At 67.3% G+C, this 24,342-nt stretch carries 22 protein-coding genes; 13 read left to right on the top strand and 9 right to left on the bottom strand.

Annotated elements, in window-relative coordinates; all coding sequences use genetic code 11:
* Positions 1-4: 4 nt before the first annotated feature.
* The gene (locus BXA00_RS22530; RefSeq protein WP_076520618.1) at positions 5-985 is read left to right on the top strand and encodes a tripartite tricarboxylate transporter substrate binding protein; all 981 of its coding nucleotides are present in this window, start codon (positions 5-7) and stop codon (positions 983-985) included.
* Between the two features lie 84 nt (positions 986-1,069).
* Here BXA00_RS22530 and BXA00_RS22525 read toward each other — a convergent pair whose 3' ends face one another.
* The 3 genes from BXA00_RS22525 to BXA00_RS22515 form a co-directional block, all read right to left on the bottom strand.
* Positions 1,070-1,648: a YSC84-related protein gene (locus tag BXA00_RS22525; RefSeq protein ID WP_076520617.1), complete on the bottom strand. Its 579-nt coding sequence runs from the start codon at positions 1,646-1,648 to the stop codon at positions 1,070-1,072.
* A gap of 117 nt (positions 1,649-1,765) precedes the next feature.
* A complete protein-coding gene (locus tag BXA00_RS22520; RefSeq protein ID WP_076520616.1) occupies positions 1,766-4,141 on the bottom strand; it encodes a catalase in 2,376 nt (791 codons plus the stop codon).
* A 12-nt stretch (positions 4,142-4,153) separates the two neighbouring features.
* A complete protein-coding gene (locus BXA00_RS22515; protein ID WP_076520615.1) occupies positions 4,154-4,768 on the bottom strand; it encodes a hypothetical protein in 615 nt (204 codons plus the stop codon).
* Between the two features lie 344 nt (positions 4,769-5,112).
* On the opposite strand from BXA00_RS22515, the gene BXA00_RS22510 reads away from it, so the two are divergent.
* From BXA00_RS22510 to BXA00_RS22495, 4 genes are all read left to right on the top strand, one after another.
* Positions 5,113-5,463, top strand: a complete 351-nt coding sequence (locus BXA00_RS22510; protein ID WP_076520614.1) for a DUF3325 family protein — start codon at positions 5,113-5,115, stop codon at positions 5,461-5,463.
* A gap of 171 nt (positions 5,464-5,634) precedes the next feature.
* Entirely contained in the window at positions 5,635-7,629 is a 1,995-nt protein-coding gene (locus tag BXA00_RS22505) for a ribonucleoside triphosphate reductase (RefSeq protein WP_076520613.1), read from the top strand.
* A 95-nt stretch (positions 7,630-7,724) separates the two neighbouring features.
* Complete coding sequence (gene nrdD, locus BXA00_RS22500) at positions 7,725-7,907, top strand: anaerobic ribonucleoside-triphosphate reductase (RefSeq protein ID WP_076520612.1); 183 nt, start codon at positions 7,725-7,727, stop codon at positions 7,905-7,907.
* Entirely contained in the window at positions 7,873-8,679 is an 807-nt protein-coding gene (locus tag BXA00_RS22495; protein WP_172805884.1) for an anaerobic ribonucleoside-triphosphate reductase activating protein, read from the top strand. Before nrdD ends, BXA00_RS22495 begins: the two co-directional genes overlap by 35 nt.
* On the opposite strand, the gene BXA00_RS22490 is transcribed toward BXA00_RS22495, so the two are convergent.
* Positions 8,670-10,109 carry a PLP-dependent aminotransferase family protein gene (locus BXA00_RS22490; protein ID WP_076522075.1) on the bottom strand — a complete coding sequence of 480 codons (1,440 nt, stop codon included), beginning with the start codon at positions 10,107-10,109 and terminating at the stop codon, positions 8,670-8,672. The two genes, BXA00_RS22495 and BXA00_RS22490, sit on opposite strands and share 10 nt — an antisense overlap.
* A gap of 116 nt (positions 10,110-10,225) precedes the next feature.
* Between BXA00_RS22490 and BXA00_RS22485 the strand changes: the two genes are divergently transcribed.
* The 3 genes from BXA00_RS22485 (at position 10,226) to BXA00_RS22475 (ending at position 13,456) form a co-directional block, all read left to right on the top strand.
* On the top strand, positions 10,226-11,515 hold the full coding sequence (locus BXA00_RS22485) for a hydroxymethylglutaryl-CoA reductase, degradative (RefSeq protein ID WP_076522074.1): 1,290 nt from the start codon (positions 10,226-10,228) through the stop codon (positions 11,513-11,515).
* 70 nt (positions 11,516-11,585) lie between these two features.
* Positions 11,586-12,071 (top strand): hypothetical protein, encoded by a 486-nt coding sequence (locus tag BXA00_RS22480; RefSeq protein ID WP_076520610.1) that lies wholly within the window; start codon positions 11,586-11,588, stop codon positions 12,069-12,071.
* Positions 12,068-13,456, top strand: coding sequence for a tripartite tricarboxylate transporter permease (locus tag BXA00_RS22475; protein WP_076520609.1), 1,389 nt, complete (start codon positions 12,068-12,070; stop codon positions 13,454-13,456). Before BXA00_RS22480 ends, BXA00_RS22475 begins: the two co-directional genes overlap by 4 nt.
* Here BXA00_RS22475 and tssI read toward each other — a convergent pair.
* Positions 13,440-14,549, bottom strand: coding sequence for a type VI secretion system tip protein TssI/VgrG (gene tssI / locus BXA00_RS22470; protein ID WP_172805883.1), 1,110 nt, complete (start codon positions 14,547-14,549; stop codon positions 13,440-13,442). The two genes, BXA00_RS22475 and tssI, sit on opposite strands and share 17 nt — an antisense overlap.
* Positions 14,550-14,828: 279 nt before the next feature.
* Here tssI and BXA00_RS22465 point away from each other — a divergent pair, with 279 nt between their 5' ends.
* Positions 14,829-15,986 carry a nitronate monooxygenase family protein gene (locus BXA00_RS22465; protein ID WP_076520607.1) on the top strand — a complete coding sequence of 386 codons (1,158 nt, stop codon included), beginning with the start codon at positions 14,829-14,831 and terminating at the stop codon, positions 15,984-15,986.
* A gap of 13 nt (positions 15,987-15,999) precedes the next feature.
* On the opposite strand, the gene BXA00_RS22460 is transcribed toward BXA00_RS22465, so the two are convergent.
* Positions 16,000-16,668 (bottom strand): HAD family phosphatase, encoded by a 669-nt coding sequence (locus BXA00_RS22460; protein WP_076520606.1) that lies wholly within the window; start codon positions 16,666-16,668, stop codon positions 16,000-16,002.
* A 94-nt stretch (positions 16,669-16,762) separates the two neighbouring features.
* Positions 16,763-17,971, bottom strand: coding sequence for a CynX/NimT family MFS transporter (locus BXA00_RS22455; RefSeq protein WP_076520605.1), 1,209 nt, complete (start codon positions 17,969-17,971; stop codon positions 16,763-16,765).
* Positions 17,972-18,089: 118 nt separating this feature from the next.
* Here BXA00_RS22455 and BXA00_RS22450 point away from each other — a divergent pair, with 118 nt between their 5' ends.
* The gene (locus BXA00_RS22450; RefSeq protein ID WP_076520604.1) at positions 18,090-19,001 is read left to right on the top strand and encodes a LysR family transcriptional regulator; all 912 of its coding nucleotides are present in this window, start codon (positions 18,090-18,092) and stop codon (positions 18,999-19,001) included.
* Here BXA00_RS22450 and BXA00_RS22445 read toward each other — a convergent pair.
* Positions 18,992-19,792, bottom strand: coding sequence for a DUF169 domain-containing protein (locus BXA00_RS22445; RefSeq protein WP_076520603.1), 801 nt, complete (start codon positions 19,790-19,792; stop codon positions 18,992-18,994). The two genes, BXA00_RS22450 and BXA00_RS22445, sit on opposite strands and share 10 nt — an antisense overlap.
* Before the next feature lie 224 nt (positions 19,793-20,016).
* On the opposite strand from BXA00_RS22445, the gene BXA00_RS22440 reads away from it, so the two are divergent.
* Both BXA00_RS22440 and BXA00_RS22435 read left to right on the top strand, forming a co-directional pair.
* Positions 20,017-20,766 carry an SDR family oxidoreductase gene (locus BXA00_RS22440; protein ID WP_076520602.1) on the top strand — a complete coding sequence of 250 codons (750 nt, stop codon included), beginning with the start codon at positions 20,017-20,019 and terminating at the stop codon, positions 20,764-20,766.
* 27 nt (positions 20,767-20,793) lie between these two features.
* Complete coding sequence (locus BXA00_RS22435) at positions 20,794-21,294, top strand: GNAT family N-acetyltransferase (RefSeq protein WP_076522073.1); 501 nt, start codon at positions 20,794-20,796, stop codon at positions 21,292-21,294.
* Positions 21,295-21,619: 325 nt separating this feature from the next.
* On the opposite strand, the gene BXA00_RS22430 is transcribed toward BXA00_RS22435, so the two are convergent.
* Positions 21,620-22,426 (bottom strand): DNA-3-methyladenine glycosylase I, encoded by an 807-nt coding sequence (locus tag BXA00_RS22430; protein ID WP_076520601.1) that lies wholly within the window; start codon positions 22,424-22,426, stop codon positions 21,620-21,622.
* 289 nt (positions 22,427-22,715) lie between these two features.
* Between BXA00_RS22430 and BXA00_RS22425 the strand changes: the two genes are divergently transcribed.
* Positions 22,716-23,996: a hypothetical protein gene (locus BXA00_RS22425; RefSeq protein ID WP_076520600.1), complete on the top strand. Its 1,281-nt coding sequence runs from the start codon at positions 22,716-22,718 to the stop codon at positions 23,994-23,996.
* Positions 23,997-24,342: the final 346 nt, after the last annotated feature.

Genomic DNA, 24,342 nt, shown 5'->3' with positions numbered 1-24,342 from the left:
CCCCATGACCGCTAGATTCTGCACCGCCCTGTTGGCGTTCACGCTTGCCGCCGCCGCCCATCCCGGCGACGCCCATGCCGCGTACCCGGACCAGTCCATCAAGATCGTCGTGCCCTTCACGCCGGGCGGCGCCACCGACGCCGTGGCGCGCCTGCTCGCCACCCGCCTGTCGGGCAAGCTGGGCCAGCCCGTCATCGTGGAAAACCGCCCTGGCGCGTCCACGGTCATCGGCGCCGACGCGGTGGCGCGCGCCAAGCCCGACGGCTACACGCTGATGCTCTCCGGCAGCACCACCTACACCGTGCTGCCGGCGCTCAAGCCGTCGCTGCCCTACGATCCCGTGCGCAGCTTTGAACACATCGGCATTGTCGCCATGGCGCCCATCGTTCTGCTGGCGCAGAACGCGGTGCCCGCGACCACCCTGCAGGAGGCCGCGGCGCTCGCCCGCGAGCAAAGCGCCAAAGGCGGGCTGATGTACGGCACCTTCGGCCCCGGCTCGGCCCCCCACCTGGCCGGCGAAATGTTCGCGCAGGCCGCGGGCGCCAAGATGATGCCGGTGCCGTACAAGGGCAGCGCGCAACTCGTCACCGCATTGATCGGCGGCGAGGTCGCGCTGGGCGTGGACACGGTGTCCTCGGCCGCCCCGCAGGCGCGCGCCGGCAAGCTCCGCGCGCTGGCAGTCTCCGGCGATCGCCGCGTGCCGCAATTGCCCGACGTGCCGACGTTTGCCGAGGCCGGCATGGCGGACGCGTCGTTCGTTGGCTGGTATGGATTGGTCGCGCCCGCGCAGACGCCGGCCCCGGTGGTGGATACGCTGAACCGCGCCGTCGCCGAAATCATGCAGGACGAGCAGGTGCGCAAGACCGTGTCGGACCTGTCGCTGGACCCGGTGTTCCTGCCCGGCAAGGCGTTCCGCGACCAGATCGCCAAGGAAGTCGGTACCTTCACCGAGGTCGCGGCGCGCGCGGGTATTACGCTGGATTGACCCGCGCACGAGGCGCGCAGCCGCGCCTCTGCCCCCCGCACTACCCGGCCGCCCGGCCCGGCCGTCATGGCGACGGCAACGGGTTCAGTTCGGATTGATGCGGCTGATCTTGGAGCCTTGCAGCCCCATCCCGGCCATCAGGCCCTGTTCGCCGAACGGCACGGCGTACACGTCCTGCGTCAGCGTGGTGGTCGTGATGCTGGCGGCATAGCCCTGGTCCACCACCACCAGGCTGGGCCCCGCGCCCAGCGACCAGCCGTCGCTCTTGTCCAGGTAGGCCATCGCCTCCTCGTTCATGAAGAAGAGCGCATAGCTGAACTGCTGCGCGCCGGCCTGGAATCCGAAAGACAGGGCCGAAATCGAGTAGTACCCCTCGACCTGCCCGCGGCGGATCAGCGCGCCTTCGCCGCGCTCGCCGCCCACCAGCAGCCCCCCCTTGATGATGCTGGGAAACACCAGCACCCCGACGGCCTTGTCGCCCAGCTCGCGCGTGCGCGGCGCCTGGGCGTAGAGCTGCTCCAGCGCGGCCAGCGAATCGGCGCTGAGCTCCGCCGCCGAGGCCGCGTGCGCGGGCGGCGACACCCAGGCCAGGGCCGAAAACGTCAAAAGGCTGGCGCAAAGCCAGCCCAGAAACTTCACAGGCAACACGGACGCGCGGTTCATACGGCCCCCCGGGGTAAGGAGAGCGAGCGCCGGTTGCGCTCGCCCGACCTGCCAACGCAGTATTCGCAGCCGCCACGTCGGTGTCAATGGTCCTTCCTTACCCGTGCTGCCGCGCCCTCATACCTTGGGCGGTGTCGTCTCCCGCTCCGGATGGCGGTGCTTGCCCAGCGCTTCAATGAACGCCTTGGGCGCCTCGCCGCCCAGCAGCAGGCCGCCGTCGTTCGGGTCCGGATCGATGCCCGCCGCGGCGAACACCTGCACGCCGTCCCCGACGCCCATCAGCGTCTTGCCGTGGCGATAGGCGTCGCGCAGGAACTCCAGCGCCCGCCCGTCCGCCGCAAGACTCGCCATGGCGGCCTCACCGCCGGGCACGACCGCGCCGTCGAACAGTCCCGACGGGTGATTGTCCAGCGAGGCGTCCGCGTCAAAGCTGCCGCCGTCGGCCGCCTGCACCGGGCCGATGCGCTGGCCCACCAGCCGAACGACGGCGCCCGCCTGGATGAGGGCATCGGCCACGGCGGACACCGCCTTGCCATCCACGCCTTCGGCCGCCAGGATGGCCACCTTGCGCGTCGCCACGCCGCCATCCCCGGGTCGCGCGGTCAACGACAGCGTCGGCGACACCTCGACTTCGGACTTGGGCGGATTGGGCATGGCGCGCGGCATCGGATCGGGCAGAGGCATGCCCAGTTGCTGCGCCACGCCCTGCGCCAGCTCGTCGGACACATTGCGCAGCGACGACACCATGCGCGCCCGGATCTGCGGCACCGTCACCTTGCTCAGCTCAAACGCAAAGGCATCGACGATGTGCTGCCGTTCCCATGCGGTCTGGCTGTTGTAGAACAGCGTGGCCTGGTTGTAGTGCTCGGCGAATTTCTCCGGATGCCCGCGCAGCTCATCGCTCGTCACCGGCTCCGGGAACGACACGAACCCGTCCATGCCCGCCTGGAACGGGCAGCCGCCGGCCAGGGAATTCGGCTCATACGCCACCCGGCCGCGATGGATGGTCTGCCGGTGCATGCCGTCGCGCTGGTTGTTGTGCACCGGCGCCAGCGGCGCGTTGATCGGGATCTCGTGGAAGTTCGGGCCGCCCAGACGCGAGATCTGCGTGTCGACGTAGGAATGGATGCGGCCAGCCAGCAGAGGATCATTGGTGAAGTCCACACCGGGCACCACATGCGCGGCGCAGAACGCTACCTGCTCGGTCTCGGCGAAGAAGTTGTCGGGATTGCGGTCCAGCACCATGCGCCCGATGGGCACGACGGGCACCAGTTCCTCGGGCACGATCTTGGTGGCATCCAGCACGTCGAAACTGAAGCCTTCGGCCTGGTCGTCGGTGAACACCTGGACGCCAAGCTCCCATTGCGGGCCGTGGCCGGCGTCGATCGCCTCCCACAGGTCGCGCCGGTGATAGTCGGGATCGGCGCCCGACACCTTGACCGCTTCGTTCCACACCTGCGAATGCGTGCCCAGGATGGGATTCCAATGGAACTTCACCAGCCGCGATTCGCCCTGGGCGTTCACAAAGCGGAAGGTATGCACGCCAAAGCCCTGCATCATGCGGTAGCTGCGCGGAATCGCCCGGTCCGACATCACCCACATCAGCATGTGGGTCGATTCGGGCATGAGCGACACGAAATCCCAGAAGGTGTCGTGCGCGGACGCCGCCTGGGGCATGCCGTGGTGCGGTTCGGGCTTGACCGCGTGGACCAGGTCCGGGAACTTCATCGCGTCCTGGATGAAGAACACCGGCATGTTGTTGCCCACCAGGTCCCAGTTGCCCTCGTCCGTATAGAACTTCACGGCAAAACCCCGGACATCGCGCGCGGTGTCCTTGGACCCGCGTTCCCCGGCCACCGTGGAAAAGCGCACGAAGACCGGCGTGCGCTTGCCCGCTTCGGCAAACAGCGACGCGGCGGTCAGGTCGGTAAGCGGCTTGTAGCACTCGAAGTACCCATGGGCGGCCGACCCGCGCGCGTGCACGATGCGCTCGGGGATCCGCTCATGGTCGAAATGCGTGATCTTCTCGCGCAGGATGAAGTCCTTGAGCAGCGCGGGTCCGCGCAGCCCGGCCTTGAGCGAATGCTGATTGTCGCTGACCCGCACGCCCTGGTTCGTGGTCAGTTCCTGGCCGCTGGCGTCCGCGCGCACGCGGGGCAACGTGCCGTCGACCTGATTGACGCCGGGCGTGGCCGCGTCCCCGGTCTTGGCCGAGGTCTCGCTTTCGGACAGCGAGCTCGCGCTCACGGCCGGGTCGACCGCGCCGACGTGCGCGCCCGCGTAGGGACAGCGCGCCGCCTCTTCGCCGTACTCGGCCTCCTTGTTCGTGTTGTGGGGCATGGCGCCCGCCGTGGCGCCCACGGCCGCCGCGCGCTTGAGCGCGGGATGCGAGGGCTTGCCGGCCGGCCCGCTGGCGGGGCCGCTGTCGGTGTTCATGTATGCGGTATCGAGCGCGCCGCCCGATCCACCCTTGCCTGGCTTCTTGCTTGCCATGAGTCGTTCTCCTTAATGGGCCAGCATCGAATCGCGCGCCTGTTCGGCGCGGGATGCGCCAATGGCGGTTTCCACCTTCTTGACCTCTTCGGGCGGCGGCAGCACGGCCGGAAAGCCGAGCGATTCGATCCACAGCTCGCGGGACCAGCCCTGCGTGTGATAGAGGTGATGGTCCTCGTCGGTCGACACGGCGTCATAGGCGTGCTTGAGGATCTTGGCCTGCTCGCCCGACTGCTGCTCGGCGATCAGTCCGATCAGCGACCAGTTGGCGTGGTCCTTGGTTTCGGCCAGCACCACGCATTCGGTGGCGACCAGCTGGGCGGCCTGCGCATCGCCCGCGCTCAGCGCCATCTTCATGGCGCGCACGAGCGATTCGCCCATATGCCGCACCACATCGCGGCCCGGCGAACTGGCTTGCGGGTCCAGCTTGAGCTGCTCGAACACGGTCATCAGCACGCGGCGATGCGTCCGCGTTTCTTCCAGATAGCCCAGCCATTCCTTCTTCAGGTCTTCATTGACGGCACAGGTCACCGCAGTCTCGTAGATCGCGAGGCCGCCGATTTCCGTCTCCAGGGCCTGGTACAGCAGTTCCTTGATTTGTGCGGCGTTTCCGGCTTTGCGTTTCATGGTGGCGCTCCTTTGTGTTGGGTCATCGCTGGGGTCATCGCTGGGGTCATCGCTGAGCTCGTCGCGCGGGCCGTCGCCCGGACCTCCGGCAATCGGCATGGCGACGATCAACCCGGCTGAAGGCGCGTATTCAGCAACTGCCGTTCCTGCTTGCCGCGGCGGCCGCGCGCCCGTCCGCAGGCGCATCGCCCCGGCCTGCCGGGCCAGGCACCGTGAAAAAAATACAAAGTCCCCGCGCACGGGTCGCGCCGCCGATTCCCGTAGAATCGGGGTCATTACCCACCACCGCGCAAGGGCGCCGACCCACCCGGCCGGCGCCGAGAACCGCGCATGACTGCGGCCGCATGCCCATGAATGACTTCGTCGCCATCGCGATGGCCCTGCTGCTGATCTACGCCGGCATGGCCTGCCTGGCCCTGGCGGCGCCCCGCCACTACGACCAGGTCTGGACGCGCGATCCCCGCGCCGGCCACACGCGCGTGCTGCGCGGGGCCGGCGTATTGCTCCTGGGCCTGGCCATCCTGCCCTGCGTGGGGCTGTGGGGCGACACGCACGGCATGGTGGCCTGGCTGGGCTGGCTGTCGGCGGGCGCGCTGCTGTGGATCGGCAAGCTCTCGTGGGCGCCGCATCCGGCGGCCACCGCCGCGGCCCTGGCGGTGGCGATATCGCTGGTGGGCGTCGGCATCGGGTTTTGACCGGGCGGCGGCCATCGCGCCGCGCCCGCACGCGCCGTGTTGCGCGATTTCGCAACCGCATGCGGGCGTTTGATGCGGGTCAATCCGCGCGCATATCCGCCCATCCCTTTCCGAATCCAGCACCATATGTGGTGGTAGAGTTTTCGCACTCCACTACATATGGTGCCAACAATGGAAATCCAACACATCCTCAAGCGCGACGGCCGCGTCGTTGCATTCGATAGCGAGAAGATCGCGCAGGCCATGGCGGCGGCGGGCCAGAGCACGGGGGAGTTGGACCTGGAAGGCGCCCGGGCGCTGACCGGCCCGGTAATCGCGGCGCTGGCCGGCAACGTCTGCCCCGGCGTCGAAACCATCCAGAACCGCGTGGAGGAAGCCCTGGTCCAGGCCGGCCACTGGCGCACGGCGCGCGCCTATATCGTGTACCGCGAACAGCACGCCCGCCTGCGCGCGCTGCGCCACACGCTGGTGGACGTCGAAAGCGCCATGGAAGAGTACCTGGAGCAGCGCGACTGGCGCGTCAATGCCAACGCCAACCAGGGCTACAGCCTGGGCGGCCTGATCCTGAACGTGGCGGGCAAGGTCACCGCCAACTACTGGCTGTCGAACGTCTTCACGCCCGAGGCCGGGCAGGCGCACCGCGAAGGCGACATCCACATCCATGACCTGGACATGCTCAGCGGCTACTGCGCCGGCTGGTCGCTGCGCCAGTTGCTGACCGAAGGCTTCAACGGCATCCCGGGCAAAGTCGAGTCCACGCCCCCGAAGCACATGTCGGCCGCCATCGGCCAGATCGTGAACTTCCTGGGCACGCTGCAGAACGAATGGGCCGGCGCGCAGGCGTTCAGCTCGTTCGACACCTACATGGCGCCCTTCATCCGCCGCGACGCCATGACCTACGCAGACGTAAAGCAATCCATCCAGGAACTGATCTTCAACCTGAACGTGCCCAGCCGCTGGGGCACACAGACGCCGTTCACCAATCTTACGTTCGACTGGACCTGCCCGGCCGATCTGAAGGACCAGATCCCCTACGTGGGCGGCGAGGAAATGCCCTTTTCCTACGGCGAGCTGCAGGCCGAGATGGACATGATCAACCGTGCCTACATCGAGGTCATGATGGCGGGCGACGCGAAGGGACGCGTGTTCACGTTTCCGATCCCCACCTACAACATCACGCCCGATTTCGACTGGGACCACCCCAACACCGAACGCCTTTTCGAAATGACGGCGCGCTATGGGCTGCCCTACTTCCAGAATTTCCTGAATTCCGACCTGGAGCCGCATATGGTGCGCTCCATGTGCTGCCGCCTGCAGCTCGACCTGCGCGAACTCCTCAAGCGCGGCAACGGCCTGTTCGGCTCGGCCGAGCAGACCGGCTCGGTCGGCGTGGTCACCGTCAACTGCGCGCGCCTGGGCCACACCTGCCGGGGCGACGAGGCGCTGCTGATGGAACGCCTGGACTACCTGCTGGGACTGGGCCGCGACGTGCTGGAAACCAAACGCAAGGTGGTGCAGCGCTACATCGACCAGGGCCTGTATCCCTACACCCGCCGCTACCTGGGCACGCTGCGCAATCACTTCAGCACGCTGGGCGTGAACGGCATCAACGAGATGATCCGCAACTTCACGGGCGACGCCGACGACGTCACCACGCCCGCCGGCCACGCATTCGCCGTGCGCCTGCTGGACCGCGTACGCCAGCGCATGACCGAGTTCCAGGAAGAAACCGGCCACCTCTACAACCTGGAAGCCACGCCGGCCGAAGGCACCACCTACCGCTTCGCACGCGAAGACCGCAAGCGCTACCCGGGCATCCTGCAGGCCGGGACCGACGCCCAGCCCTACTACACCAACTCCAGCCAGTTGCCCGTGGGCTACACGGACGATCCCTTCCACGCGCTGCAACTGCAGGAAGCGCTGCAAGGCAAGTACACCGGCGGCACGGTGCTGCACCTGTACATGAACGAAGCCGTGTCGTCCGCCCAGGCCTGCAAGCAGCTCGTGCGCCGCGCGCTCAGCAACTTCCGCCTGCCCTACATCACGGTCACGCCGACGTTCTCGATCTGCCCCCATCACGGTTACCTGGCCGGGCATCACGAGTTCTGCCCCAAGTGCGATGCGGAACTGCTGGCCAAACAATCGGCGTGCTGCGCCCCGGCCTAGCCACGCCCTCACCCGGGCAGGCGCGCAACCCTCGCGGCGCGCGCCGGCCTCCATCCCGCCGGACCTGCGCCCGGCGCCCCTACCGAGGAAATCCTATGCAAACCTTGACCGCCCCCATCGCCGCCTCTGCGCCCGCCCTCCGGCTGGACGACAGCCAGCGCGTGCGCTGCGAAGTCTGGACCCGGGTGATGGGCTATCACCGCCCGGTCTCTTCTTTCAACACCGGCAAACAGGGCGAATTCAATGAACGCCGCTTCTTCGTCGAACGCAGTGCCTGAAGGCGCTTCGCCCAAGGGCGCCGGCCCCGCCACGCAGGCCGTGCGCCGGCTGGCGGACCGGCCGGCCTATGCCGCGCCGCCCCAGCCGGTCATCCAGCCCCTGCCCCGGCACTCGGCCGCCGTGGGCGGGCTGGTGCCCTTTTCCACCGTGGACTGGCCCGGCCAGCTTGCCGCGGTGGTGTTCATCTCGGGCTGCCCGTGGCGCTGCCACTACTGTCACAATACCGAACTGCAGACGCGCGCCGCCCGCTACGACTGGCGCGAGGTCCGTGCGTTCCTCGAAACCCGCAAGGGCCTCCTGGACGCGGTGGTGTTTTCGGGCGGCGAGCCGCTCAGCGAACCGCGCCTGCCCGCCATGATCCGCGACGTCAAGCGCATGGGATATCGCGTAGGCCTGCACACCGCGGGCATCTATCCGCTGCGGCTGGCGGACGTGCTGCGCCACCTGGACTGGGTGGGCATGGACATCAAGGCCGATGCCAAAGGCTATGACGACATCACGGGCCGGCGGGATTCGCAGCGCCCGGCGCTGGCATGCCTGACGCAATTGCTGTCGGCCGGGGCCGACTTCGAGTGCCGCATCACCTGGCATCCCGACTGGCTGGACGAAGCGCGCCTCCTGGCATTGGCCCGCGAACTCGCCCGCCGGGGCGTGCGCCGCTTTGCGGTGCAGGCGGCGCGCAGCGGCCCCTCCACGCCGGCCGCACGGGCCTTGAGCACCACCGCGCAGGCCGAGTTGCGGCAGGCTTTCCAGGAATTCGCCTATCGCTGAGCCAGGTACGCGGACAGCGTGGCGTGGAACCGCGGCGACACCACAGCGCCGACATTGCAGCGGGACCACGGCGACACGGCCGTGGGATCGACGCTGAACACACGCCCCGGCGCCATGATGACCTTTTCGGGCATCAGCGCCTCGGCCATCGTCAAGGAGTCGTCCACGCCCGGAAACGACGACCACAGGTAAAGCGAACTCGTCGGCCGGGTGAACACGCGCGCGCCCAGCGCGTCCAGCACCTGCAAGGCCTGTCCGGTCGCGGCCTCCAGCCGCTGGCGCAGGCGCACCAGATGCCGCTCGTAGTGGCCTTCGCGCAGCATCACGTCCACCATGCGCTCGCAGTACTCCGAGCTGCTGACGTGTACCAGCGCCTTCAGGTCCGCCAGATCGCTGGCCAGCGCCGCATTGCAGGCAATGAACCCCACGCGCAGCGCCGCCGAAAAGGACTTCGAGAAGCTGCCGATGTAGATCGTCCGCTCTAGCTGGTCCAGCGCCGACAGGCGGACGGACGACGTCGGCTTGAAGTCCGCCAGCGGATCGTTTTCGACCAGCATCAGGTTGTAGCGCTCGGAGAGCTGCAGGAGCTTGTAGGCCCTGGCCGGGGAAATGTCCGAGCCGGTCGGGTTATGCGCGATCGACTGCGTAAAGAACAGGCGTGGCTTTTCGCGCTGCAACAACGCTTCCAGCGCGGCCAGATCGGGACCGTCCGGCAGGCGCGGCACGCCCAGCATCCTCACCCCGGCCAGCTTCAGTTTGCCAAAGAGCGGGTAATAACCGGGGTTGTCGACCAGCACGGTCGAGCCGGGGGGCAGGAAATACCGGATCACCAGATCCATCGCCTCGTTCGCGCCATGCGTGAGCACGAGCTGCGAGGGCGCCGCGCTGATGCCCACGTCGCCCAGCTTGCGCACCAGGCTTTCGCGCAGCGGCGCATAGCCAAAGCGGCTTCCGTAGCGGAACAAGGCGCCCAGCCCCGTGCGCACCACCTTCTGGTGATAGCGGTCCATGCGCATGTCGGCCAGCCACTCCACCGGCGGAAAGCCATCGCCCACCGCCACCGCGTCGGGCTGGGTCTTGAGCTGTTCGCGCATGAGCCAGACGATGTCCATTGCCCGGCTCAACTGCCCGGGCTCTTCGTCCGCCGCCGGGCCCGCATGCTTGACGTCCAGCACATAAAAGCCCGAACCGCGCCGCGGCTCCACCAGTCCGCGCGCCACCAGCAGTTCAAAGGCCACCACCACCGTGTTCTTGGCATAGCGGTGCAGTTGCGCCAGCTCGCGCAAGGAGGGCAGCTTGTCGCCCGCGCGATAGACGCCATCGGCAATCTGCTGGCCGATCAGGTTGGCTAGGCTCTCGGCGATGGGCGCCGCGCGTTGCGGCCTGCCGGGCGGTTTGGCTGGTTCCACGCGAATTCCCCGTTCGTTCATGGCCAAAATTGGTGCAGTGCGATGGTACTGTTTGCCCAAACTGTACCTCTCAATGGCGGTACAGTTTACCTAGAATCGGGCCACTCGATTTTCAGATTTCTATACGGAGACATGCCATCGTGGCCGATTCACGCCTGCCCAATTTCCGGGCCCTCACCCCTGCCCAACGTCTCGCCGCCATCGCCGACGCCGCCTCGCTCACGGCCGAGGAGCGGCAATTGCTTGCCGCGCCCGGCGCGCTGGGCCTGGCCCGCGCCGACGGCATGATCGAAAACGTGCTGGGCACGTTCGAGCTGCCGTTGGGCGTGGCGGGCAACTTCCAGGTCAACGGGCGCGACGTGCTGGTGCCCATGGCGGTGGAAGAACCGTCCGTAGTGGCCGCCGCGTCCTACATGGCCAAGCTGGCGCGCGAATGCGGCGGCTTCGAGACGTCCAGCACCCGGCCGCTGATGCGCGCGCAGGTGCAGGTCCTGGGCCTGACCGACCCGCATGGCGCGCGCCTGGCCCTGCTGCGCGAGCGCGAACGCATCCTGACGCTGGCCAACAGCCGCGACAAGGTGCTGATCGAACTGGGCGGCGGCTGCCAGGACATCGAGGTCCACGTCTTCCCGGACACGCCGCGCGGCCCGATGATCGTGATGCACCTGATCGTCGACGTGCGCGACGCCATGGGCGCCAACACCGTCAACACCATGGCCGAGGCCGTGGCCCCGCTGGTCGAGGAAATCGTCGGCGGGTCGGTGCGCCTGCGCATCCTGTCCAACCTGGCCGACCTGCGCCTGGCCCGCGCCCGCGTGCGCCTGACGCCGCAGGCGCTGGACACGAAGGACCGCAGCGGCGCCGAAATCATCGAAGGCGTGCTGGACGCGTACACGTTCGCCGCCATCGACCCGTACCGGGCCGCCACGCACAACAAGGGCATCATGAACGGCATCGACCCCATCATCGTGGCCACCGGCAACGACTGGCGCGCGGTCGAGGCCGGCGCGCATGCCTACGCCAGCCGCTCGGGCCGCTACACCTCCCTCACCCACTGGGAAAAGGACACCTCGGGCGCGCTGGTCGGCACGATTGAAATGCCGATGCCCGTCGGTCTGGTGGGCGGCGCCACCAAGACGCATCCGCTGGCGCGCCTGGCGCTCAAGATCATGGACGTCCGCTCGGCGCAGGAACTGGGCGAAGTCGCCGTGGCCGTCGGCCTCGCGCAAAACCTGGGCGCGCTGCGCGCACTGGCCACCGAAGGCATCCAGCGCGGCCACATGGCGCTGCATGCCCGCAACATCGCGCTGGTGGCGGGCGCAACCGGCGCGGAAATCGACGAGGTCGCCAAGCGCATGGCCGCGGAGCAGGACGTCCGCACCGACCGCGCGCTGGCCTTGCTGGAGGAACTGCGCGCTTCCCGATAATCCCGCCGGACAAAAACCCGAGGCGGCGCCGGAGATCCCCGCGCGCCGCCCGCAGACCTAGGAGAGAGACATGAAACACATCCCCCCGGCGCCCTCCGCGCGCCTGGCTGAAGTCTGGAGCGACACCGTGGACCTCAGGCACCTGGCCTGGGCCATCGGTATCGGCATCTCGGTCAGCGTGGCCGGATTCTTCGTCGCCAGCCGCTGGCTGCGCGGCGTGGTCGCGTCGCCCGAACTGGCCCACGCCTACGCCATGCTGGCCGGACTGGCGGGCTGCGTGCTGGCCGGCGTCATTTGCGCCCGCCTGTTCCCCCCCAAGCGCGAAGTCCTCGAGCACAGCGCCACGCACGACCCGGCCTGGCGCGCCGAAGTGCTGGCCGAACTGGCCGAGCAGCCTGGCGGCCTGGGCACGCTGGCCGACCTGCCCGATGCCGTGGTGCGCGAACTGAAGGAGCTGGACCTGTACGACCTCTTCGCGCAACCGGCGGCCCAGGCCGCCGCCCCCGCCGCGGCCGCCGATGCGCGGCGCGGCGCCGGCAAGGAGGCGCTGGCATGAGCGACCCCGTACTGCTCGAACAAATCATGGTGGCCGCCGGGATGGGGCTGCTGGGCGCGGTGGTGTTTGCCGCGATCGGGCTGGTGTCCGGCACGGACGAAACCACCACCCTGGCGCCGCTGACCCTGCTGGTGGTCCTGCTGGGCGTGCCGCCCGCCGGCGTCTTCACCTTCTTTCTGGCCGGCGCGGTCGCCAAGCACATGACGCACGCCGTGCCCACCGCGCTCCTGGGCATTCCCGGCGACACCATGGCCACTCCCTTGCTGCAGGACGCGAACATGCTGCGCAAGCTGGGCGTGCCGCACATCGCGCTGCGCAAGATGGTGTCCGGCGCCATTGTCGCGGCCTTCGTCGCGGTGCCCCTGGCGGTGCTGTTCGCGGTGCTGCTGGCGCCGTTCGGCGCGGCGATCACCAAATCCGCGCCGTGGATCTTCCTGGCCGCGGCGCTGCTGATCGCGTACTTTTCGGCCGGACGCTGGGCCGCCGTGGCGCTGCTGGTGCCGTTCGTCATGGTCATCATCGCGCTGCAGAGCCTGACCGCGAAGTACGGCGTCAAGCTCAGCATCAGCTACTTCCTGGGCATCGCCATCGGACCGCTGATCGCCGACCTGTTCACCGTGCTCTCGCCCCAGGGACGCGGCAAGATGCTGCGCGACAAGGTGCGCACGTTCTCGCTGGCGCCCGACGTGAAGGGCTGGTCGGGCTACTTCCCCAACCCGCTCAAGGTGATGGACCGCGTGCAGACCCGCTGGACGCTCGCCACCGCCGCCGTGTCCAGCGCCACGTTCGTGTTCAGCCCGGTCGCCATGACCGTCGTCCTGGGTGAACTGGTGGGCTCGCGCGTCAAGCACGCCTATCACCGCCTGACCACCGTGCTCAGCGCGCGCAACGGCGTCACCGAGGCCACCTACATCGCCGAGGCGCTGATCCCGCTGATCGCCTTCGGCCTGCCCCTGAGCCCGGTGGCCGCGGGTCCTGCGGCGCCGCTGTTCAACGCGCCGCCGCGGTTCACCGTGGATGCGGCGACCGGCCAGACGCACAACCTGCACAACCTGCTGAACCACTGGGAGTTCCTGGGCTACGGCATGCTGGCCGTGCTGCTGGCGGCGGTCGTGTCCTACCCCTTCGCGATGAACTTCGCGCGCCGCGCCGCGCTGTTCGTGTCGCGCAAGGTCAGCCACGAGGCCATCATCGCCACCTTCGTCGGGCTGATCATCGTGATCAGCGTCTGGGAAGGCCAGTTCCTGGGCCTGCTCGTCATCCTGACCATGGGCCTGATCGGCGGCCTGCTGTCGCGCCTGTTTGGCTTTAACACCGGCGTGCAGTTCATGGGCTACTACACCGCCGTGCTGTCCGTGCCGGCGATCGTCAAGCTGTTCGGCTGAAGCGGTCTGGCTGTAGCGGGGCGGATGGGCGGGGCTTGAGACCGGGCTCCGGTTTCCAGTCGGCCGTCTCGGGGATGAGTTCGGCGGCGCAGTGGTACCGCGTGCCGCGTTTCCCGCCCGCCCCCGCTTCGTCGTGGCCGCCGTGCTGCACGCCTTGATGGCGCAAGCGCACCGGCCGCCACGCCTTGTTCCATTCTTGCCGCGGATGTCCGATCAGATTGAACGCCAGGCCGGGGACGAGGCGCGCGTCGTCGCCCTGCGCGAAGGCCACGCGCGCATCGCGGCGCAGTCCCGGCAGCAGCGACGGCGCGAACGGCTTGCCGGCCTCGTTGCGCGGGTACGCCCCGGGGTAGGCGTATCGACCTGGGCGCGCGTCATGCATGCCCAGGTCGGCGGCGACGCGGGCGGACGGCGGGACGTCGCGCAGATTCGTGTGGGCGGCGTCGCGTTGGAGCGGCACGCTGGTGCGCACCCGGACGGCGAACGTGAACCGGCGCAACGCGGGTTCGCGCGGCGCGCCGCCGCAGGCGGCGTTGTAGACGACGGGGCCGCCCTGGATTTCGCCCAGGCCGCGGATGCGATCGGCGTGGATAAGGCGATGACTGCGCTCGGTGTGGTCAAAACGGTAGAGATAGCCTTCTTCGGCGGCCAGGCGGTTCAGGAACTGCAGGTCCGTGTCGCCGGCCTGCACGCAATACGCCCGCCGCGGATGATCGGCGGCGGTGTGTTGCTCGTAGTCGGCGATGCCCAGGCGCTGGAGGACGTCCGCCATGATCTCGGGCACCGTCAGATACTGATAGATGCGCCAGCCGGAACAGCGGGCCGCGCGGACGAGCGACGGCGCCATCACGGCCCGGTAACATGTCCGCCGACACCCGGTATCGGCCCGTTCGCATTCCGACACGATGCCATGGATATGCCGTATGGGCTGCCCGCCGCGCCAGATCGTGAACAGCGCGGGCTGGTCCAGCAGCGCGCCGGCATTCGCGGCAGCGTCAAGACTGGAAAGCTGCACGCACAACCGGTAGGGCTCGGACAGGGCCTCCTCGAACGTGAACGCATTGACCTCGAACGCCCCGCCGTGCTCGGGCACGAAAGTGAAGCGCAGGTCTCTTGAATACGCAGGCAATACCCCACCTGGGCGGTAACGGAATTGTCGACATGTTCCTCGCTGGCGATCCGCCCTGTCCATCGGACGCGTCTGATGGGAAAGAGATAACCCCGAGTCCGGGGCCGGAGCCGGGCCTTGGAAACCCCGGGCGCGCCGGCCGCCAGGTCTGGCCCCATTGCCGCGCCACTTGATCCTTCGCAAGGCGGCGCACCCTGCCTTGCTCTAGCCTCTGGTCTCTTGACCAGAGGAAAGACTCATATCATGACGTGGTTCAAATCACTCTCCCTCGCCGGACGCGAGTTGCTGCCCATCGTTCAGGGCGGGATGGGCGTCGGCGTATCTGCCCATCGCCTGGCCGGCGCGGTTGCCAGCCAGAACGGCGTGGGCACCATCGCCAGCGTCGATTTGCGCCATCACCACGCCGATCTCGTGGAGCAGACCGAAAAATGCAATGACCGCGACACGATCGACACCGCCAACCGCGAGGCCTTGCACCGCGAGGTGCGCGCCGCGCTGGAGACCGCGCAGGGCCGCGGCCTGGTGGCCGTGAACGTCATGAAGGCGGTGCGCGACCATCCCGCGCTGGTGCGCCAGGCGTGCGAAAGCGGCGCGCAAGCCATCGTCATGGGCGCAGGCCTGCCCCTGGACCTGCCCGAGATGACAGCCGATTTCCCCAAGGTGGCCCTGGTGCCCATCCTGTCCGAAGCGCGCGGCGTGGCCGCCGTGCTGAAGAAATGGATGAAAAAGGGCCGGCTGGCCGACGCCGTGGTCATCGAACACCCGGGCTACGCCGGCGGCCATCTGGGCGCGGCGCGGCTGGACGACCTGCACAGCGAACGCTTCGACTTCAAGCGCGTGCTGGCCGATTGCCACTCGCTGTTTAGCGAATTGCAGCTCGGCCGCGACGCGCCGCGGCTGATCGTGGCGGGCGGCGTCGGCAGCCATGAGCAGGTGCGCCACTGGCTGACAAACGGCGCCGACGGCGTGCAGGTGGGCACCGCGTTCGCCGTCACCCACGAAGGCGATGCCCACGAAAACTTCAAGCGCGTGCTGATCGACGCCGATCCCGACCAGCTCGCCGAATTCACCAGCGTGGCCGGCCTGCCCGCGCGCGCGGTGGCCACGCCGTGGCTCACGCGCTATCTGCGCCAGGAAGGCACGCTGCAGGCCAACACCCGCGCCGATCCGCGGCGCTGCAGCCAGCGCATGGACTGCCTGACGCAATGCGGCCTGCGCGACGGCATCGCCAAGTTCGGCCAGTTCTGCATCGATTTGAAGCTGGCCGCGGCCATGCGCGGCGAAGTCAGCCGGGGGCTCTTTTTCCGCGGCGCGTCCAAGCTGCCGTTCGGCAACGCCATGCGCTCCGTGCGCGAACTGATGGACTACCTGCTGCACGGACAGATGCCCGCGACGGCGTAGTCCGGCAGGCGGCTCAGATGATCTCCGGCAGCCGCCGCAGATCGTCGATGACCTCGAAAGCGCCCTCGTCCAGCAAGCGCTGCCGCTGCTGCGGCCCGTTGTGCGAGGCGCCCACGAAACCCACCGCCCGCATGCGCGCCGCGCGGGCGGCGCGCACGCCGGGCACGCTGTCCTCGACCACCACGCAATCCAGCACCGCCGCCCGCATCTGCCGCGCGGCGTAAAGAAAGACGTCCGGGGCCGGCTTGCCCTTGGCCACCTGCGCCGTGCTGAACACGTGGGGCGCAAACGCATCCCACAGTCCCACCATCCTGAGCGCCGCCTCCAGCTTGCGCGGCGTGCTGCTCGAGGCCACGCACAGGTCCAGGCCGCGTTCGCGCAGGATCGTCAGGGTTTCGTGCACGTGCGGCAAGGCGCGCAGCTCAGCGCGAAAAGTGTGCTCCAGCCGGTCGGCGTACTGGCGCGCGAATTCCTCGGGCAGCGCGCAGCCGTTCTCCGCCTGCAGCGTGCGCCACATGTCCGCATCCGGGATTCCGGCAAAGCGCGACGCCGCTTCTTCGGGCGTGATCGTGATGCCATGTTCGGCCAGCGCGCGGGACTGGGCCCGGGCGGCAATGATTTCGCTATCGATAAGGACGCCGTCGCAATCGAAGATGACCAGGCGTGGGGCGGACGTATGCATGTAACCTCCAACGTGTCGTCCGAGCCATGATAGGCCAGCCGGGTTACCGCGGCATGCCAGCCCGGCGCGCGCACGTCGGGCGAGCCCCGCGCCGTCACAGCCGCGCGCCGTCGACCCGCCGCAGGCGCCACGCGATGGCCACGCCCGCCAGCCCCGCCGCCGCCACGATGAACGACGCGGACGTCCAGCCAAAGCGGTCGATGGCCCCGCCCACCGCCACCGGCCCGATCACCTGCCCCAGGTTGCTCCCCTGCATGACCAGCCCCACCGACGCCGCGCCGAGCGCCGGGCGCGGCGCCACCAGCGGCGCGGTGCCCAGCAGCGTGGCCGGAATCAGCCCGCCCACCGCCGAGAACAGCACGCACAACAGAAAGGTCGGCATGGCCGGCAGCGCGGACCCGAAGATCAGCAGCGCCACGGCCGCCATCGCCGCGCTGGCGCAGGCGATCAGCGTGGACCGCCGCCAGCCGCGCGCCAGCAGCACCCCGGCGCCCAGGTTGCCGACCACGTTGGCGGCGCTGGCCAGCGCGCTGTACAGGCCGGCCGCGGCAAGCGTCAATCCCAGCGCCTCCATGAGCAGCACCGGCAGGAAGGTGAACAACGCAAAGAACATCACGCTGTACAGCATGAAGGACAGCGCCAGCAGCGCGGGACCGGCGGCGCCCAGGGTGTCGGCGGTGTCCTGGCGCAGGCCGCGCCAGGACAGCCTGCCCCCGCCCGGCGTGGGCGGCGACAGCAGGGCCACGCCGGCAAGCGCCACGCCCGCGGCGAGGCCCGCGCACCACCAGTAGGCGTGCCAATCGGAAAACGCCTGCGAGGCCAGCATCGCAATCGCCATCCCGGCGGGCATGTAGCAGCTCCACAGCGCAAAGGCGAAGTCGCGCCGGCCGCCCGTGACAATGCGCTGCAGCAAAGCGGGACCTGCCACCGTGATCATCAGGAAGCCCAGCCCTTCGAGCACCCGCGTCGCCAGCAGCACGCCGTAACCCGGCGCCAGCGCGCCCGCCGCCGTGCCGAAAGCCGTGGCGGCCAGCCCCAGGATCAGCATGCGCCGCGCGCCAAAGCGCGCGATCACGCCGCCCGCCGCGATGCCCCCGACCATGCCCAGAAGCGAGAACACCGCCGTCAGGGTGCCGATGGACGCCAGGTCCAGCCCCATGTCCTTGCGCAGCAGCGGCGCCGCGATGATGACTTTGCCGACCTGCAGGGCCGCCACCACCCCCGCGCCGACGACGGCCGCCACGGCGCCCCAGCGGACCTGCGCCGCGGGACCGCTTGCCGTCGCGAATTCGACTTTTTCCATGCTGACCTCGATGTCCAGACGATCCCGGCATCATGCCGGCTTGAGCCTATCCTGCGAAGTGATAACCTTTTGACGTTCTTGATCGAAAAAATAGATCACTGCTTAGGCCACCGCTCACATGATCGACGCCCTCACCCTGGACCAATTGCGCATGTTCGCCGCCGTGGCGGACACGGGCAGCTTCCGCGCCGCGGCGCGCCGGCTGGCCCGCGTGCAATCGGCCGTCAGCCACGCCATTGCCAACATGGAGGCGCAGCTTGGCGTGCCGCTCTTTGACCGCGGCGGGCATCGCCCCGTCATGACGCCGCAGGGCCAGGCCCTGCTGGCCAATGCCCGCGACATCCTCCTGCGCGTGGACGCCCTGCGCGCCCGCGCGCAAGGGCTGGGCGAAGGCGTGGAACTGGCGCTGTCGCTGGCGGTGGATACGTTGTTCCCGATCGAACACGCGGGCGCAGCGCTGGTCCGGATGCGCGCGGCGTATCCCTCGGTCGCGATACGCGTGTCGGTGCTGCCCCTGGGCGGCCCGGTCGAGGCGCTGCTGGACGGCACGCACACCCTGGGCATCCTGGCCGGCGAACACTTCCGGCATCCCCGCATCGCCGTGCAGGCGCTGGGCGCGGTGCAGATGGTGGCGGTCGTCGGCGCCGCGCATCCGCTGGCGCGGTTGGCGCGCACCGGCGCCGCATTGTCGGAGGCCGACCTGGCGGATCATCTGCAGATCGTGCAGGTCGATCCGTCGCCCCTCTCCGAAGGCCGCGATTTCGCGGTCCTGTCGCCCCAGACCTGCCGCGTCAGCGGGCAGGACACCAAGCACGCGCTGATCCGCGCCGGGCTGGGTTGGGGCCGGCTGCCGTTCTGGCAGGTCGAGCGCGACCTGGCCGAGGGCCGCCTGCTGCGCGTCCCCGCCGCCAGCCTGGGGCGCGACAGCCAGATCGCCACCGAGACCTACCTCGCGCATCGCATCGACCGTCCGCTCGGCCCGGCGGCGCGCGCCCTTGCGGCGGCGCTGCACGCGCAGGCTCAACCCTGAGCCCTGGGCGCCTGCGCGTAGCTCACGCCCATGCCCGCGCGCACGTCGTTCTGGATGCCATAGGGCGCGATGGGATAGCGCAGGCCATTGGCCGACAGCGCCTTCATGCCTTCGATGGCAATCGGCAGATAGCGCGGCGGCAAGGCCATCAGCATCTCTTCGTCGGGCACGCCGCCATAGCGGCGCTCGGCGAAACAGGGCAAGGACAGGCTGGGCTCGCCGGTGGCCAGCGCCCGGCCCCAGGAATCCGCACAGGCGGTCTCGCCCACCACGCTGAAGTCAAAGCGCCGGTAGTTCTTCCATTGCAGGCCGTTGATCAGGATGATCATCTGGCCGGGCGTTGCGTACACCAGGCAGATGTCGGGCGGATCGAGGCGGCCGGACGCCAGGGGCGACACCACCATGGCGCGATATTTGCCCGCGGGCACACAGGACAGCGCCTCCTGCCGCGCCTGCGCGTCCGCCTGCGTCGCGTGCCACACGCCCACGTAGTCCTCGCCGCGCTTCCAGGCTTCGTCCTGCGGCCCCAACCCGATGACGGCCCGGCACTGCGCGCCGACCAGGTCGTCCCCGGTAATGCCCACGGTCCAGCCCAGCCGCGCCGCCATGCCGACGATCTGGTCGGTGGTATGGGTGGCGCTGGGCCGCCGCAGGCCCTTCACGCCCGCCATGTCCGCCTCGTGCTCGTAGAGCTTCATGCCGATGACCGTGGTCTTCAGCCGCAGCAGCCGGTTCAGATCGTCGACCAGCGCCGCCCAGTTCAGCGGGGTTTCCTGCCTTGTCTCTTCCATGATCGTCCTTTGGACTGTTGTACGCGGTCGGGCCGGCTCGATCCCGGCGCTGCCGCAAGCGGATAAGACTACAACGAATGGCCGCCGCGTCGCTGGCGAGGGGCAGGCAACGGGCGGCGCCGTCGCGCCTTTCAGGCAGATTCATGCGAAATATCGTGCGGCGCGCGCCCTGAAAGGCGCAACATGACTCTTCCTCTCGCCTCCCCTGCAAAAAGGAACCCGACATGAACCGCTTCGAAGACAAAACCGTGCTGGTCACCGGCGGCACCAGCGGCATCGGCCTGGCCGCCGCCCAGGCCTTCGCCGCCGAGGGCGCCCGCGTCATCGTGACCGGCCGCGACAGCGCCGCGCTGGAGAAGACACGCGCCCTCCTCGGCGCCAAGGCGCTTGCCATCCAGAACGTCGTGGGCGCGCCCGAAGCCCCGGCCGCACTGGCCGCGGCCCTGGCCTTCGCGGGCGTACGCCTGGACGCCGCCTTCATGAACGCCGGCGTCGCCCGCTTCGCCCCGCTGGCCGATGCCACCGAAGCAATGTGGGACGACATGTTCGGCACCAACGTGAAAGGCGTGTATTTCCAGCTCCAGGCGCTGGACCCGCTGCTCAACGATGGCGCGTCCATCGTGCTCAACGGTTCCATCAACGCCCGCATCGGCATGCCGGCCACGTCGATCTACGCCGCCACCAAGGCCGCGCTCATTTCACTGGCCAAGTCCTTGTCCGCCGAACTGCTGCCGCGCGGCATCCGGGTCAACGTCGTCAGCCCCGGCCCCGTCGCCACGCCGATCTATGACAAACTGGGCCTGGACCGCGCCGCGCTGGAGAAGACCGCCGCCGGCATCAAGGCGCAGATCCCGCTGGGCCGCTTCGGCACCCCCCAGGAAATCGCGGCGACCGTATTGCACCTGGCCGCGCGCGAGTCCGCCTTCATCGTCGGCACGGAAATCATCGCGGACGGTGGAATGAGCCAGCTTTGAAACCCTACCCTGTTGATGCGGATATCCATGCCCCACTCCCCGACCGTCACCCTGCGCCGCCTCCAGATCGCCGACATTCCCTTGGTGCTGTCCATGGAATCCGACCCGGAAGTCATGCGCCACAGCACAGGCGTAAAGCCGGCCGATGAGGCAAGACGCCAGGAGCTGCTGGCTTGGCTGGATGAACCAGTGACGGACATAGGCCATTGGGCGGTCGAGGCGGACGGCATCGCCGTCGGGTGGGTCAGCCTGACGCCGCTCGGCACCACGGGCAGGCTCCAACTTGCGTACCGCCTTTGCCAGCCTGCGTGGGGCCGGGGCATCGCCACGCGAGCGGGCGCGCAGCTTTGCGACTATGTGTGGCAAAGGCTGGACGTCCCGAAGCTTGTCGCCGTGGTCTGGCCAGGCAATGAAGCGTCCATGCGCGTGCTGGAAAAGCTCGGATTTGCGTTCGTTGGGCGCGAGTGCCATTACGGTCGCGAGACCAATGTGTATGTGCTGTGCCGGCCTGGTTTGGCGTCTGGATGAGGCCGAGGATGTGTAGTGGGTCTTGGCCTTTGGTGGCGCACGTGTGTAAAAACGAGCGGTAAGGTCGGACCGCTTTGCTCACCGTGCTTGGCCGGCGCCGCAGCTTTAAATCTCGGCCATGTGCCTGCTCGCGCGTCGACGCTTGTTACAGGAAGCCGATAGGCTGAGTTCCGGTCTCTGCGCCGTGCGGAAAATGCCCGCTTGCGACCCCTCACGGTCATTCGCTTTGTGCCTGCGAATGACCGCTCTGCAGCGGAAAGTGCCGGTCGCCGGTTCCTCACGCACTCACGCGGCCGACTCAGGGTAGTCGTCAGGTGATACCGCATCAGTTAACGCATTGTTCTTTTTCGCTTTCTCCGTAGCGGCAGAGCGAGGGCCTCAGATCGCACGCCGAGCACCGCGGCACGGTCAAGCACACGCCTTCGGAGATGCCGTAGGCGGTCGCACTTACTTGACCGTATAACACGAACACGATATCGATGTATCGGATCGGCAGGCCTGTCGAAGCCGCGAATTTTTGGCCCTGAAGCACTGTTTTGAGCAACTGCTGCTCGTCTTCGATCAGCCCAAGCCGCTGGAAGATGCGGGTGAGCACGCGATCTGGCTTGAGCACCGGCAGGCCAGCGTCGGTCATGAAGTGGTAAACCGTGATCCCACCGAGAAAGGCAAAACTGGCTTCTAAAGTTTCTTTCAGCAAGAGGACGTCTTCCAGCGTCTCCAGCGCCCCGAACGAATAAAGATAATCGCGAAACGAGCCGTGCTGTTTAATCAGTTTTTGCATCAAGCGGGCGTTGTCGACACAGGCGTTGAGCTTGCGCCGGTTTCGGATCATCGAAGGATCACCAAGGATGTTCTCGATATCTTGCTCACCGTAGGACGCCGTGGTGTTTAGGTCAGGGAAATGCTTCAGAATCACCCCCTCCTTCGCCTTTACCGTCTCAGCGCGGAACCCCGAGTAGAACACTACCTTGACCATGATATGGAAGTAGTTTTCGTCGGAGAGTTTCCTTGTCCCATATTTCTTAAACTCCTCCAGCTTGCCGAGCTGGACATCAGCATCAATATTGGGAGAGCGTAACTCGAACAGCTTGAGCTCAACGCGCTTGAATACTTCCTCATAGGGGTACGTCACGGATAATCCTCCATCTTGCCCACGACTTTATGCGCTCTCGATTTGTGAAGTGTTCGGTAGATTAACCGCCCGAACAAGAGGCGCCTAGTGACGTACGCTCGTCGTTGGCCCCGCCCAAGCCGACTTGCATCGTCGCAGCTCAATAGCGACGTACGAATTTTTCGCTTGAACAATCGTTCCTGGCTGGGAGCGGCTGCCGACGGACGGACGACTTCGACCCTGAGCGGACGTTCGATGCTGCGGCCAGTCATGCAGTTCGAATATCATCCTGGAAACAAAGGAGAGCGACATGCGCACTTTCGAGGTTTTCGGCATCCAGCCCGAAGTCAGAGAAAATTCTTACATCGACCGAGGCTCATTGGACCGCGAGTTCAAGAAGCTCGTTGAGCGTAAGCAGACGCACGTCGCCGTCCGTGGAGCGTCGAAATCCGGCAAGTCATGGCTCCGGCAAAAGGTGCTCGTCGACCCGATCGTCGTCCAGTGCCGCCTCTCCTACACTACGCTAGACGTATACCGAGACGCCCTTGCGCGGCTCGAAATCCGTCTCGAAGCGGAGCGGACCGTTGAAAACAACTGGGGTGGCAAGATCAGTGCTACCGGCGAGGCGGGCTTCAAGCTGATCGCAAAGGTGGAGGGAAGCGCTGAGGGTAGCTACGAGCGGTCGACTGCCGTTACGGATCGGGTGGTCGGCAAGGACGTGACAGACCTCGAGTTTATCTCGGCTCTGATCCGGGAGTCTGGTCGAACCCTTGTCATCGAGGACTTCCACTACCTGCCCGTCGAGGAGCAGACGAAGTTCGCGTTCGATCTGAAGACCCTATGGGACTACAAGACTTTTGTCATCGTGGTAGGTGTCTGGATTAGCGAAAACATGCTGATTACGCTTAACCCAGATCTCTCCGACCGAATGGAGGAGCTGTCCGTGACGTGGTCAGAGACCGAGCTGAAACAGGTATTTGAAAAAGGATGCGCGGCGCTTAACCTTCGGCCGACTGATCCTGTTGTGACGAAGTTGGCCGCGATCTCATACGGCAGCGTTGGCCTTTTCCAGAAGCTCGCCCTGCGATATCTCGACGACGAGCTCGGTATCACAGAAGGCGCACCAAATGGTGAAGAAATCATCGTGAGCGATGAGGCGAAGATCGACGACGCAGCCATGCACTCCGCCGAGCAGCTCAACCAGCTCTACCAGACGTTTGCTAAACGCGTATGTGACGGGATTCGAGCCCGGAAAAACTCTACTGGGATTTATGCGCACGGAATGGCGGCTATCATGGCCGCCTCCGACCAAAATTTGTCTGTTGGTATCTCAGCGCGGGACATCTATACGGTCGCGCACGAACGGCAGCCGAGGATCCTGTTTAGCAACCTCAAGTCGGCGCTTAGCAAGTTTCCTGAACTGCAGGTAGACCAGGAAGGGCGCGGTCTTGTCCTTTTCTACGATACACAGGGTGAAATGGTCAGCGTCGTTGACCGGCAGTTGTTGCTGTACCGGCGTTTCGCGACGGTGCGCTGGCCGTGGGAAGAACTGATCGAAGAAGTTTCGAATAATCAGGGAGCTTTTGACTGAACGTTCGCTGCAGCTGTGGGGAGGCGAAGGCGGAGACTGTTTTCATCAGGAACTCTCAATGTCCACTTCTGGCCGATAGCGGTCTCACAAGGACGCCATCGGAGGCATCGCCGGCATCCTGAATGCGCGCTGTTTCGCCTGGCACGAAGGCTGCGTGGGCCACGTGGCAGGCCGTCCTTTACATAGCTCAGCCGCCTGCACTTTCCAATACCCCTTCCCTGCGACCGACTTTTGTTCGCTTATCTTGCGTCGAAGGCGGGATCGACCTGGGTGCGACCGGCATGGCTCCGAGTTTTCTAATCTCGGAAGTCCCGTCAAAAACAAGCACTTGCAAGCAACGTTTGCG

The sequence above is a fragment of the Achromobacter sp. MFA1 R4 genome, from assembly GCF_900156745.1.
Taxonomy (GTDB): domain Bacteria; phylum Pseudomonadota; class Gammaproteobacteria; order Burkholderiales; family Burkholderiaceae_B; genus Achromobacter.
Note: the sequence above shows the minus strand (reverse complement) of the source record. Positions and strands in the feature narration are given on the sequence as shown.

Bases quoted from the DNA above. Each gene is read 5' to 3' on its own strand.
- BXA00_RS22515 (WP_076520615.1), bottom strand. From the start codon at position 4,768: ATGAAACGCAAAGCCGGAAACGCCGCACAAATCAAGGAACTGCTGTAC.
- BXA00_RS22435 (WP_076522073.1), top strand. From the start codon at position 20,794: ATGCCCCACTCCCCGACCGTCACCCTGCGCCGCCTCCAGATCGCCGAC.
- BXA00_RS22460 (WP_076520606.1), bottom strand. From the start codon at position 16,668: ATGCATACGTCCGCCCCACGCCTGGTCATCTTCGATTGCGACGGCGTC.
- BXA00_RS22495 (WP_172805884.1), top strand. From the start codon at position 7,873: ATGAACGCCGCTTCTTCGTCGAACGCAGTGCCTGAAGGCGCTTCGCCC.
- BXA00_RS22445 (WP_076520603.1), bottom strand. From the start codon at position 19,792: ATGGAAGAGACAAGGCAGGAAACCCCGCTGAACTGGGCGGCGCTGGTC.
- BXA00_RS22480 (WP_076520610.1), top strand. From the start codon at position 11,586: ATGAAACACATCCCCCCGGCGCCCTCCGCGCGCCTGGCTGAAGTCTGG.
- BXA00_RS22530 (WP_076520618.1), top strand. From the start codon at position 5: ATGACCGCTAGATTCTGCACCGCCCTGTTGGCGTTCACGCTTGCCGCC.
- BXA00_RS22525 (WP_076520617.1), bottom strand. From the start codon at position 1,648: ATGAACCGCGCGTCCGTGTTGCCTGTGAAGTTTCTGGGCTGGCTTTGC.
- BXA00_RS22520 (WP_076520616.1), bottom strand. From the start codon at position 4,141: ATGGCAAGCAAGAAGCCAGGCAAGGGTGGATCGGGCGGCGCGCTCGAT.
- BXA00_RS22475 (WP_076520609.1), top strand. From the start codon at position 12,068: ATGAGCGACCCCGTACTGCTCGAACAAATCATGGTGGCCGCCGGGATG.
- BXA00_RS22490 (WP_076522075.1), bottom strand. From the start codon at position 10,109: ATGAACGAACGGGGAATTCGCGTGGAACCAGCCAAACCGCCCGGCAGG.
- BXA00_RS22425 (WP_076520600.1), top strand. From the start codon at position 22,716: ATGCGCACTTTCGAGGTTTTCGGCATCCAGCCCGAAGTCAGAGAAAAT.
- BXA00_RS22440 (WP_076520602.1), top strand. From the start codon at position 20,017: ATGAACCGCTTCGAAGACAAAACCGTGCTGGTCACCGGCGGCACCAGC.
- nrdD (WP_076520612.1), top strand. From the start codon at position 7,725: ATGCAAACCTTGACCGCCCCCATCGCCGCCTCTGCGCCCGCCCTCCGG.
- BXA00_RS22455 (WP_076520605.1), bottom strand. From the start codon at position 17,971: ATGGAAAAAGTCGAATTCGCGACGGCAAGCGGTCCCGCGGCGCAGGTC.
- BXA00_RS22450 (WP_076520604.1), top strand. From the start codon at position 18,090: ATGATCGACGCCCTCACCCTGGACCAATTGCGCATGTTCGCCGCCGTG.
- BXA00_RS22505 (WP_076520613.1), top strand. From the start codon at position 5,635: ATGGAAATCCAACACATCCTCAAGCGCGACGGCCGCGTCGTTGCATTC.
- BXA00_RS22510 (WP_076520614.1), top strand. From the start codon at position 5,113: ATGCCCATGAATGACTTCGTCGCCATCGCGATGGCCCTGCTGCTGATC.
- BXA00_RS22465 (WP_076520607.1), top strand. From the start codon at position 14,829: ATGACGTGGTTCAAATCACTCTCCCTCGCCGGACGCGAGTTGCTGCCC.